A 10,411-nucleotide genomic window follows, 5' to 3' on the forward strand; every position below is an offset into this window, starting at 1 on the left:
GCCCTCCCCCAGCAGGCGAACGATGGTGTATGGGCCGATGTGCTGGGGTTCGTGACTCACAGTGGGTCATTGTTACTGGAGATCCTTGGTGACCGGTAGCAGATCGCTTGATTCCGGGGGCCCACGGAGCGTGATGATGATCAAGCCGACGAGCCCTGCCACAACACTGGGACCGAAATGCCCGAGATGCCCATTTTACGAAGAACGCTGAATATCGAGCGAGGAAGCAAATTCGGAGCACCAGATCGGCTAATTAGACCGTGCCATTCCGCCGATGATCTTGCTCGCGACACACAGTCTGACCTGCGGAAATATCGCCCGTTCGGCGCCCGTTATCGAATCGCATTCTAGGCGTGAACGATCTGACACAGCCGCATCACGATCACCATGACGCATGGTCAAATTTCCCTCATCCTCTGTTATGGTCCCTTCCTGCCCGAAAATTTGGGACACCCTTTACCCGAGGAGGATCATGCGGAGCGCCCGAAGGATCATCGCCATCAGCACCGCTCTGGCGGCGGCCACCGCTCCCCTGCTGGCTGTTGCGTCCCCTGCAGCCGCCGCGCAGCCCGCGACGACGGCCATCCAGCAGAACCTGCCGCTGGACGACGTGCTTCCCATCCAGGGACTCAACCCTCTGGCACAGTTGAAGCGCGTCAAGCAGCTGCTGAAGAGCGGCTACGTACCGCAGGCGCTGAGCGTGACGAACGCGGCGAACCCCCAGTACGCGTCTCTCTGGGTCAAGGACGTCACCCGCAAGGTCAACGTCCTGCAGGGCCTGACGGCCATCGACCTGCAGAAGCGCATCACCGAGCAGCTGAAGCTGGGCTACGTGCCCACCATCATCAGCGGCACCGGCTCGGGCCCTGGCGCCATTTTCGCGGCGGTCTTCGAGAAGAAGTCTTCCGCCAAGGCCGAGGCCAAGTTCAACATGACCGCTGAGGTCTTCCAGAAGCTCAACGCCCAGCTCGGCGGCGCCGGCCTCAGCCTCGCCTCGGTCGACGTCTACGGCACCGTCGAGAAGCCGCTCTACGCGGCCGTCTGGGTCGCCGGCGCCGCCACCGGAGCCGTCAAGGTGAGCCTCGGCCAGACCGTGGAGGAGCGCGGCAAGGCGCTCCTGGCCATGGCCAAGCAGGGCCTGCGCCCCGTCCTCATGGCCATCGAGCCCGGTCAGCTCTACACCACCGTGTGGAGCAAGGGCAGCACGGCCGGCCTGAAGGAGCACCTGAACCTGTCCCGCGTGACCTACACCCTGCAGAACACCAAGATGAAGGCCCTGGGCTACAAGCCGGTGGTCCTGGACACCGCGGGCAACACCTTCGCCGCGATCTGGAGCAAGGGCTGACAGCTCGTAAGAGCCGAGGATCCCGGTGAAGCCGCGGCCATCGTGATCCTCCGCGCGCGCCGGACGCCACCTCGCCGGAGCCCGACCTGCCGATCGCGTGTGACCGGCAGCGTACGGGACGGGCGGGGTGCGGCGCGCCGACCCCCCGACGCCGCGGCGGCCATCCCCCTCCCCCGGCGATCAGGGACGTCCTTTCTCTGATCGCCGGGCGGGCCGCCTCCGCGCGGCCCTCTTCTCGAAGCGCTCATGACCCGGCAGGACGCAGGGCCGACAGCAGGAGCGGCCACTGCCGGCAGACGATCTCACGGTCGGACGCGGCCCAGGCGACGGCCGCCCTCGCGTGCCGGCGGCGGGCAGGCGGGAGACCGGGGTCGGCGGCGTTCGCCGTCTCGGCTTCGACGATGTGTCCCTGCCTGCGCACCATCGCCTCGAGCAGCCGCTCGGCCTCGCCGCCGCCGTACCCGTCGCGCAGCTCGCGCAGGTGCCTGGCCTGCTCGGCGATCGGCACGTCGCCCCGCGCCTGGACGCACCACGTCCAGGCCATGTACGCCAGGTCGTCCAGCCGGTCACCGGGACGGCACGACGACCAGTCGATGAAGGCGGCCGGCAGTCCGTCGCGGAAGATGGTGTTGAACGGCCCGGGATCACCGTGCAGGACGCATTCTCGACCGGCCGCCAGGGCGTGTCCGGCGGTCGCCTCGTGCAGCTCGCTCAGCATCCGGCCGCCGCGCGCGTACGCCCCTGGAGCCCGCTGGCTGGGGTGGTCGGTGGTCGCGCCGGGGATGTAACCGAGCACGTCACGCCCCCGCTCGTCGACGCCGAGGTGGCGCGGCGCGTAGGGGTAGCCGGCGGACTCCAGGTGGTTCAGCAGCCTGGCGGCGAACGCGGCGTTGGAATCCCTGGCGCGCCGGACGGTGTCGCCCACCCGGACGACTTCGAGGGCGTTGTTGCCGCCGCTGAGCGGTTCTTCCGTCATGGTGCGTGACCTGCCCTACGGCTCATCTGAGGTGGCCGCCCTGGCCGACGTCTCCACCAGCGAGACGAAGCGTTCGTAGAGGGCGACGGAGGCGGCGGGCTTGCCGCCGAGGTGATCGTGCATGGCTCAGTGGCGTTCCGTGGCTCCCAGCGCGCGCATGAGGTGGTCGGCGAGGGCTTCGAGGTAGCCGGGCTCGATGGGCGCCCGGCGCACGTTGAGCCGCCAGTGGATGGGGGCGGCGATCAGGTCGAGGGCGAGTTCGAGGTTCAGGCCGGCGGGGAGCTCACCGCGTTCGACCGCGCGGTGCAGGGCGGCCGAGGCGAGTTGCCGCCGGGGGGTGCCGATGGTGGCCTGGATCGCTTCGGCCAGTGCGGGGTTGCGGGCGGCTTCGGCGGTCAGGTCGGGCAGGATGAGGACGAACCGCGGGTGGGTCAGCCAGTCGTGGACGGCGCCCAGGCCGGCGATCAGGTCGCCGCGTAGCGATCCGGTGTCGGGAAACTCGGCCAGCGGCACGCTCATCTGCGACAGCACCGCGAGCACCATGTCCTGCTTGCACGGCCAGCGCCGGTAGAGCGCGCTCTTGCCCACGCCCGCGCGCCGGGCCACCCCCTCCATGGACAGCCGCCCGTAGCCGCGCTCGGCCAGCTCGTCCAGCACGGCCTCGGTGATCGCGGAGGTGATATGCGGCTGGAGAACGGCCGCACCGGTCGGTGGGCGGCGAGTACGTCCGGTCATGCCCGCAGCATACATGTGGACGATACGGTACCGTCCCGTCCTATGATGAACGGGACGGCACCGTATCGTCCATTCGGCTATCCCGGGGAGGGACCCATGACCACCGCGCGCGACCTCATCGCAGAAGCGCTCAGGCGCCTGCTCGCCAAAGACATGATCGGCTACGCCGGGCTCTGGGCCGTCGACGGGGTCATCGAGTTCCCGTTCGCACCGCAGGGCTACCCCGCCCGGCTGGACGGCCGGGCCGCCGTCGAGGACTACCTGCGCGGCTATCCCGACCTGCTGGACGTCAAGGAGATCACCGAGCAGGTGGTCCACGAGACGGCGGATCCAGCCGTCGCCGTCGCGGAGTTCGAGATCGCGGGGGTGGTGGTGGCCACCGGCCAGCCGTACACGATGCGCTACGTCACGGTCGTCACCGCACGCGACGGCGAGATCGTGCACTGCCGCGACTACTGGAGCCCGCTGGCCGCGGCCGAGGCGATGGGCGGGCTCGACGCGATGACGGCCGCCTTCACCGGCGGGAGCGCGGGCGCGTGAGCGTGCTGGTCATCGGCGGCACCGGCACCACCGGCAGCCGGGTCGCCGCCCAGTCGGGTGAGCAGGGCGCCGCCGTACGAATCGCCACGCGGTCACCGGCCGTCGGAAACCCCGCTCACGTACGGTTCGACTGGAACGATCCGGACACCCACCGTCCCGCCGTGGCCGGGGTGGACGGCATCTACCTCATCGCCCCCGCCGACTCGCTCGACCCGGCTCCGCTGGTGCGGTCGTTCCTGACCGGCGCGGTGGACGCCGGGGTGCGCCGGGCGGTGCTGCTGAGCTCGTCCGCCCTGCCCGAGGACGCGCCCGGCATCGGCGCCCTGCCTCGGGTCGTGCGGGCGACGGCGCCGGAATGGGCGATCCTGCGGCCGTCCTGGTTCATGCAGAACTTCACCGGCGACCACCCCGTCGCGCAGGGCATCCGCGCCGGCGGCGAGATCGTCACCGCGACCGGTGACGGCCGGGTGGGGTTCGTGGACGCCGCCGACATCGCCGCGGTCGCCGTACGGGCGCTGCTGGACGCCGCGCCGCACGACACCGACCACCTGATCACCGGCCCGCAGGCGCTCAGCTACGCCGACGCCGCCGCCGTCATCACCGACGTCACCGGCCGGACCGTACGGCACCGGCCCGTCGAGGCCGCCGCGATGGCCGAGCGGTTCGTCGCCACCGGCCTGCCCCCCGCCTACGCCGGCATGCTCGCCGCTCTCGACGAGGAGATCGGGCGTGGCGCGGAGGACCGGGTGACCAGCACCGTTCTGGACGTGACCGGGCGCCCTGCCCGATCGTTCGCCGAGTTCGTCGCCGGCCACCGGGCCGCGTTCACCGCTCCCGGCGACGCGAGCGAGCCCGTCACGGCACGCCGGTGAGGCGGCCGGGCCCGGACGTCGCACTAGAGCCCGCGCCCGCTGTCCGAGAGGAGTTCTGTCGGTGGGCGGCCGTAGGCTGCACGTCGTTCTTCGGTGGACGGGCAGGAGGAGAGTCGTGGGGGATTGGTTCCAGACGATCGTGGACGTCGAGGCGTCGCCCGAGGAGGCGGGCGCTCTGGCGGAGGGCGTCCGGAGCTGGCTGGTCTCTTCCGGCGTGGTCTCCGCCGAGCGCACCCACTGCATCCTGGGCGCCGAGCTCGGCCACCCGTCAGGCCCGCGCGCCGGCGAGGTGGTCGACGCCTCCGGCTGGAGCGGGCCGTGGCAGGGCGGCCTGGAGATCAACGTCGGGCGCACGGTCTTCGACGGAGGGCAGGGCGACCCGACGGCCGTGAGCTGCCCGCACTGCTCGGCGACGGTCGAGCTCATGGACGACGACTTCCAGCTCGACCGCCAGGCGTGGGAGCCCTTCCGCGACGTCGTGCACGGCTGGGACGAAGGGCGCGACGTCGTCATCCCCTGCCCGTCCTGCGGCCGGCCGGTCGAGCCGGCCGGCTGGCGGTGGGATGACGACTATTTCGTGTTCGGCCACCTCGGCTTCAGGTTCTGGAACTGGCCGCCGCTCCGCACCGGCTTCGTCGCCGGGCTCACCGCCCGTCTGGCCGGCCACCGCGTCGTGTTCCTCGACGGCAAGCTCTAGCGGCGGGGCTCACCCGAGTTCGGCCATGACCCGCCGCATGTCGGAGACGGCCTGCAGGGTGCCGCGGACGGTCCCTGTCACCTTGGAGCGTCCCGCCCTGGGCAGGTAGTCGACCTCTGCCTCGGTGATCTTCCAGCCGGCGGCGGCGGCTCGCAGGACCATCTCGCACGGGTAGCCGAACCGGCGGTCGGTCAGTCCGAGGTCCAGGAGCCGCGCCCGCCCGGCGGCCCGCATCGGCCCGAGGTCGTGCAGCGGGGCCCCGGTGCGGCGGCGCAGGGTGCGGGCGAGGACGGCGTTGCCGATCCGGGCATGCCAGGGCCAGACACCTGCGGTTCGCGGCCGGCGGGCGCCGAGGACCAGATCGGCGTGGCCGCCGGTGACGGGTGCCACCACCGCGGGGAGCTGGCGAGGGTCGAGTGAGGCGTCCGCGTCCATGAAGCAGACGACGTCGGCGGTCGAGGCCAGCAGGCCGGTGTGGCAGGCGGCGCCGAAGCCGCGCCGGGGCTCGTGGACGACGTGGGCGCCGAGATCGCGGGCGATCTCGGCCGAGCGGTCGGTCGAGCCGTTGTCGACCACGAGAGGACGGTAACCGGCGGGCATGCGTCCGAGGACCCAGCCGAGCGCGGCCTCCTCGTCCAGGCAGGGAAGGATCACGTCAACCGTCATGATCGGGCGAACTCCTTCATCCCCGCGTCGAAGCCGATCTCGGCGTGGAAGCCGAGTTCGAGGCCGGCCCGTTCAGGAGAGGCGACGATGTGGCGGACGTCGCCCAGCCGGTAGCCTCCGGTGATCTCCGGGGTCGGCCCGCCCTGCTCGGCGGCCAGCGCGTCCGCCATCTCGCCCACGGTGTGCGGGGCGCCGCTGGCGATGTTGTAGGCCCTCAGCGCACCGGGTCGCGCCGGGGCCATGACCGCCACCAGGTTCGCACGGGCGACGTCGCGCACGTGCACGAAGTCCCGGAGCTGGCGGCCGTCCTCGAACACCTTCGGAGCCCGGCCCGCCGCCAGCTCGGAGCGGAAGATCGCGGCCACTCCCGCGTAGGGGGTGTCGCGGGGCATGCGCGGGCCGTACACGTTGTGGTATCTGAGCGCCACGGCGCTTCCGCCGGTCTCCCTGGCCCAGTTGGCCGTCAGGTGTTCCTGGGCGAGTTTGCTGGTGGCGTAGGCGTTGCGCGGATCGGGTGAGGCGTCCTCTCCGATGGAGGCGCAACGCACCGGCTCGCCACACTGCGGGCAGGCCGGCTCGAACCGGCCCTGCTCCAGGTCCGGCACGGCACGCGGCCCCGGCCGGACCCGGCCGTGCCATACGCACTCGTAGTCGCCCTCGCCGTAGATCACCATGGAGGAGGCGAGCACCAGGCGTCCGATCCGGTGCCTGGCCATGGCGGCCAGCAGGACGGCGGTGCCGTACACGTTGACCGAGGCGTAGTCGGGCAGGTCGGAGACGTCCACGCCGAGACCCACCATGGCGGCCTGGTGCACGACGGCGTCGACGCCCGGCAGCAGCGTGTCCAGGATCGCCGCGTCGCGCACGTCGGCGCCGTCGCGCAGATCCAGGCCGACGACGTCGTGACCCGCCGCGCTCAGGGTCTCGGCCACGTGTCCGCCGATGAAACCGGCCGAGCCGGTGACCATCACTCTCACGCCGCCGACGCTAACCCGTCGCCCCGGCCGCGCCGAAGAGACGTAAGCGGTTCGTAAGGGCTCTTACGGAGGGCGAACGGAGGACGCCGCCACGGCTCTGGGACGGCCCCGGGATGCGAGGCTGCCGCGTGTGAACCGAAGCCGGCTCCTCGTCAGCGGGGCCCTCGCCGCCCTGGCGGCCGTCCTGCTCAGGATGGTGGCCGGGCCGCCCGGCCTGGGCTGGACCCTGGCGGCCTGGGCGCTGTTCGCGGCCGCCCTGTGGCTGGCCAGGCGGGTGCCGGAACGGCGGCTCGGCGCGCTGGTCGTCGCCGGCGGGATCACGCTGGCCGCGACCGGGCTGGCGGCCCCGCCGAGCAGCAGCACCGACTCCTTCCGGTACGCGTGGGACGGCCGGGTGCAGGCCGCGGGCATCTCCCCCTACGACCATCCACCGTCCGACCCGGAGCTCGTCCGGTTACGCGACGACTGGCTCTTCCCACCCCGCTGCGACGCCCCCCGCCTGTGGCCCCTGCCCGGCGACGGCTGCACCAGGATCAACCGCCCCGCCGAACCCACGATCTACCCGCCGGTCGCGCAGGGGTACTTCCTGCTGATCCACTGGCTGTCGCCGGAGGGCTCCCGGCACAAGGCCCTCCAGCTCGGCGGCTGGGTGATGGCCGTGCTGGCGCTGGTGGCGCTGTGCCGGCTCGCGGGGGCCCGGCGGGCGGCGTGCTGGGCGTGGTGCCCCGCGGTGCCGATCGAGGCCGTGAACAACGCGCACGTCGACATGCTCGGCGTGCTGCTGGTGGTGCTGGCCTTCGGCGCCGTCAGCGCCGGTCGCGCCCGCGGCACGCTGCTCGGCGCCGCCGTGGCGGCCAAGCTGCTGCCCGCGACGGCGCTCCCCGGCGCCCTGTCCGGCGTGCTGGCGAACGGCGTGGCGTGGCGGCGGGTCCTCGTCACCGTGGTGCCCGCCGCTCTCGTGGTGGCGCTGTCCTACCTGCCCTACGTGCTGGCCTCGGGAACCGCCGTCCTGGGATACCTGCCGGGCTACCTCAAGGAGGAGCGCTACGACGGCGCAGGCCACGGCAACCGCTACGCGGTCCTGCGGCTGCTCCTGCCGGACTCGTGGGCCCCTTATGTCGCGATCGCGCTGATGGGCCTGGTCGTCCTCCTCGTCCTGCGGTACGGCGATGCCGACCGGCCCTGGCGAGGCGCGCTGCTGGTCAGCGGCTCGCTCCTGCTGCTGTTCACCCCCGGCTACTCCTGGTACGCGCTGCTGGTCGTCGCGCTGGTCGCCATGGACGGACGCGGGGAATGGCTGGGCGTCGCCCTGGCGGGCGCGGTCGCCTACACCGCAGGCCCGGCCGACCCCGACAGCCTCGGCACCCCCTTCTACGCCGCCGCCGCACTGGCCGTGCTGATCTGCTGGGCCGTCCGCCGGCCCCGCCCGGCGCAGGCCCGCCGACGTCTGCCGTCAGCTTCCCGGAAGGACTGAGCACGCTGAGCCATCACCCGTTCCAGATCGTGATCATCGCCAAGGAACCGCTGCCCGGGAAGGTCAAGACCCGCCTCACCCCGCCGTACAGCCCGGCCGGGGCCGCCGCCCTCGCCGAGGCCGCGCTCCGCGACAGCGTACGCGCCGTCGCCGCGGCACCGGCCACCCAGCGAGTGCTCGCCCTCGACGGGCTGCCGGGCCGCTGGTTGCCCGGGGGGTTCGTCGTGATCCCGCAGCGCGGCTCAGGCCTGGACGAGCGCCTGGCGGCGGCCTTCGGCGACGCCCACCGGCTGCGGCCGGACCCCGTCGTACTGATCGGCATGGACACCCCGCAGGTCACCCCCGCGCTGCTGCGCGCGGCCGGGGAGGCGCTGGAGCGGCACGACGCGGTGTACGGCCCGGCCGCCGACGGCGGCTTCTGGCTGCTCGGCCTGCGGCGACCGGACCCCGGGCTGCTCCTGGGGGTGCCCATGTCACATCCGGAGACCGGCAAGCTCCAGCTGGACCGGCTCGAACGCGCCGGGCTGGCCGTGCACCACCTGCCCGAGATGACCGATGTCGACACCGCGGCGGACGCCGCCGCCGCGGCCGCGGAGGCGCCCGCGTCCTGCTTCGCCGCCACGCTGCGGGAGCTGAGCCGATGATCGGGGAACTCTACGCCGACGCCCTCGCGGGAGAGACCGCCGAGCTCGAATACGTCGACGGCACCCGCACCACGCTGGAGACCGCACGCTGGTTCGAGCCGATCGACGGGGACGAGGAGCTCCTGAGCCGCTGCTCCAGCCCCACGTTGGACATCGGCTCCGGTCCCGGACGTCTCACGGCGGCGCTGACCCGGCGGGGGATCCGCGCGCTCGGCATCGACATCACACCGCGCGCCGTCGCCCTGACCCGCCGCGCCGGGGGTTTCGCCCTGCTCCGGGACGTCTTCGACGACATTCCCGGCAGCGGCCGCTGGGCGACGGCGTTGCTCGCCGACGGCAACATCGGCATCGGCGGCAACCCGGAAGCGCTGCTGCACAGGGTCAGGCAGCTCCTGCGGCCGGGTGGCACGATCGTGGCCGAGGTCGCGCCACCCGGGACACGAAGCCGGGTCGACCGGCTCCGGCTACGCCGGGGGCCGCTGGCCGGCGAATGGTTCGGCTGGGCGACCGTTTCGGCGAGTGACATCCGGCGGATCGGGCTGGCCGGCGGGTTCGTGGACGTCGACTGCTGGACCGCGCACGGCCGCTGGCTGGCACGCCTGCACTAGGACAGGACACGTCCCGGTCCGGGCCTGAGCGCGGCGGCGGTCGGGCAGCGTCATGCGGAGGCTTCTCCCCGTACGGGGCGATCGACCGTCCTGGGCAGCGCGGCCATCAGCGCCACCAGCACGACGGCGACCGGCGCCCCCCAGAGGAGAACGTCGGAGATCGCCGCGGCCATCGACTCGGGACCGGGGGCGCGGCCGTGGAGCTCCCGGGTGAGGAGGTTCCCGGCGGCGGCCACGCCGGCCGACAGGCCCAGGCCGCGCACCGACACCGTGGCGGAGGTGGTGGCGGCGAGGTCCGCGGGGTCGGCCGCGTTCTGCGCCACGACCACGAGGTTCTGCATCAGCAGGCCGAAGCCGAGCCCCAGCACGCCGATCTCCACGGCGAACAGCACGTAGCCGGCGCCGGGGTCGAGCGTGCCCAGCAGGCCGAACCCGACCGCCGCGATCGCCGAGCCGGCGATCAGGTACGGCCTGAACCGGCCGCCCGCGCCGATGCGGGCCCCGGCGAGCGAGGAGACCGCCATGAAGGTCAGCACGTACGGATTGAGCGCCAGGCCCGCCTGGGTGGCCCCCATGCCGTGCGCCGCCTGCAGATAGGTGGGCAGATAGACGACGGAGCCGCCGAGCAGGGCGCCGAGCAGCGCGCCGGCGGGCAGGACGACCCGCAGCGTGCGGTCGGCGAACAACCGCGGCGGGAGCAGGGGGTTGGCGGCACGTCGCTCCCGCCACACGAACAGGGCCGCCAGCACGACCAGCGCCCCGACCAGCGCGAGGATCACTCCGGAGTCCCACGCGTGCACGCGGCCGCCCCACTCGGCCACCAGCAGCAGGCTCACCGTCGCGCCCACGATCAGCGCGGCCCCCGCCAGGTCCACCC

12 protein-coding genes are annotated in these 10,411 nt (G+C 72.8%); 7 read left to right on the top strand and 5 right to left on the bottom strand.

Annotation, left to right across the window (positions count from 1 at the left end):
* Nucleotides 1-472 precede the first annotated feature (472 nt).
* On the top strand, nt 473-1,345 hold the full coding sequence (locus tag E1292_RS46910) for a hypothetical protein (RefSeq protein WP_132606278.1): 873 nt from the start codon (nt 473-475) through the stop codon (nt 1,343-1,345).
* Nucleotides 1,346-1,589: 244 nt separating this feature from the next.
* Here the strand turns inward: E1292_RS46910 and E1292_RS46915 are convergent, their stop codons facing one another.
* Complete coding sequence (locus E1292_RS46915; protein ID WP_132606279.1) at nt 1,590-2,321, bottom strand: aminoglycoside phosphotransferase family protein; 732 nt, start codon at nt 2,319-2,321, stop codon at nt 1,590-1,592.
* 126 nt (nt 2,322-2,447) lie between these two features.
* On the bottom strand, nt 2,448-3,056 hold the full coding sequence (locus E1292_RS46920) for a TetR/AcrR family transcriptional regulator (RefSeq protein WP_132606280.1): 609 nt from the start codon (nt 3,054-3,056) through the stop codon (nt 2,448-2,450).
* 96 nt (nt 3,057-3,152) lie between these two features.
* On the opposite strand from E1292_RS46920, the gene E1292_RS46925 reads away from it, so the two are divergent.
* From E1292_RS46925 to E1292_RS46935, 3 genes are all read left to right on the top strand, one after another.
* A complete protein-coding gene (locus E1292_RS46925; protein WP_132606281.1) occupies nt 3,153-3,596 on the top strand; it encodes a nuclear transport factor 2 family protein in 444 nt (147 codons plus the stop codon).
* Complete coding sequence (locus tag E1292_RS46930; RefSeq protein ID WP_132606282.1) at nt 3,593-4,468, top strand: NAD(P)H-binding protein; 876 nt, start codon at nt 3,593-3,595, stop codon at nt 4,466-4,468. The genes E1292_RS46925 and E1292_RS46930 overlap by 4 nt, the downstream gene beginning before the upstream one ends.
* Before the next feature lie 115 nt (nt 4,469-4,583).
* On the top strand, nt 4,584-5,165 hold the full coding sequence (locus E1292_RS46935; protein ID WP_132606283.1) for a hypothetical protein: 582 nt from the start codon (nt 4,584-4,586) through the stop codon (nt 5,163-5,165).
* Nucleotides 5,166-5,174: 9 nt separating this feature from the next.
* On the opposite strand, the gene E1292_RS46940 is transcribed toward E1292_RS46935, so the two are convergent.
* Both E1292_RS46940 and E1292_RS46945 read right to left on the bottom strand, forming a co-directional pair.
* The gene (locus tag E1292_RS46940; protein WP_132606284.1) at nt 5,175-5,831 is read right to left on the bottom strand and encodes a glycosyltransferase family 2 protein; all 657 of its coding nucleotides are present in this window, start codon (nt 5,829-5,831) and stop codon (nt 5,175-5,177) included.
* Nucleotides 5,828-6,799 carry an NAD-dependent epimerase/dehydratase family protein gene (locus E1292_RS46945; RefSeq protein WP_132606287.1) on the bottom strand — a complete coding sequence of 324 codons (972 nt, stop codon included), beginning with the start codon at nt 6,797-6,799 and terminating at the stop codon, nt 5,828-5,830. Before E1292_RS46945 ends, E1292_RS46940 begins: the two co-directional genes overlap by 4 nt.
* 139 nt (nt 6,800-6,938) lie before the next feature.
* Here E1292_RS46945 and E1292_RS46950 point away from each other — a divergent pair, with 139 nt between their 5' ends.
* The 3 genes from E1292_RS46950 to E1292_RS46960 are packed head-to-tail and all read left to right on the top strand — an operon-like array spanning nt 6,939 to nt 9,534.
* Entirely contained in the window at nt 6,939-8,282 is a 1,344-nt protein-coding gene (locus E1292_RS46950) for a glycosyltransferase 87 family protein (protein WP_246090889.1), read from the top strand.
* Between the two features lie 29 nt (nt 8,283-8,311).
* Nucleotides 8,312-8,926: a TIGR04282 family arsenosugar biosynthesis glycosyltransferase gene (locus tag E1292_RS46955; RefSeq protein WP_246090891.1), complete on the top strand. Its 615-nt coding sequence runs from the start codon at nt 8,312-8,314 to the stop codon at nt 8,924-8,926.
* A complete protein-coding gene (locus tag E1292_RS46960) occupies nt 8,923-9,534 on the top strand; it encodes a class I SAM-dependent methyltransferase (protein WP_132606285.1) in 612 nt (203 codons plus the stop codon). The genes E1292_RS46955 and E1292_RS46960 overlap by 4 nt, the downstream gene beginning before the upstream one ends.
* Nucleotides 9,535-9,584: 50 nt before the next feature.
* Here E1292_RS46960 and E1292_RS46965 read toward each other — a convergent pair.
* Nucleotides 9,585-10,411 (bottom strand): MFS transporter (locus E1292_RS46965; RefSeq protein WP_165975121.1); only part of this gene is annotated, 827 nt, incomplete at its 5' end.

It is taken from the genome of Nonomuraea deserti (assembly GCF_004348685.1).
In the GTDB taxonomy this organism is placed as follows: Bacteria; Actinomycetota; Actinomycetes; order Streptosporangiales; family Streptosporangiaceae; genus Nonomuraea; species Nonomuraea deserti.

Coding starts and splice junctions, on each gene's coding strand:
- E1292_RS46910 (WP_132606278.1), top strand. CDS start 473: ATGCGGAGCGCCCGAAGGATCATCGCCATCAGCACCGCTCTGGCGGCG.
- E1292_RS46915 (WP_132606279.1), bottom strand. CDS start 2,321: ATGACGGAAGAACCGCTCAGCGGCGGCAACAACGCCCTCGAAGTCGTC.
- E1292_RS46920 (WP_132606280.1), bottom strand. CDS start 3,056: ATGACCGGACGTACTCGCCGCCCACCGACCGGTGCGGCCGTTCTCCAG.
- E1292_RS46925 (WP_132606281.1), top strand. CDS start 3,153: ATGACCACCGCGCGCGACCTCATCGCAGAAGCGCTCAGGCGCCTGCTC.
- E1292_RS46940 (WP_132606284.1), bottom strand. CDS start 5,831: ATGACGGTTGACGTGATCCTTCCCTGCCTGGACGAGGAGGCCGCGCTC.
- E1292_RS46945 (WP_132606287.1), bottom strand. CDS start 6,799: ATGGTCACCGGCTCGGCCGGTTTCATCGGCGGACACGTGGCCGAGACC.
- E1292_RS46960 (WP_132606285.1), top strand. CDS start 8,923: ATGATCGGGGAACTCTACGCCGACGCCCTCGCGGGAGAGACCGCCGAG.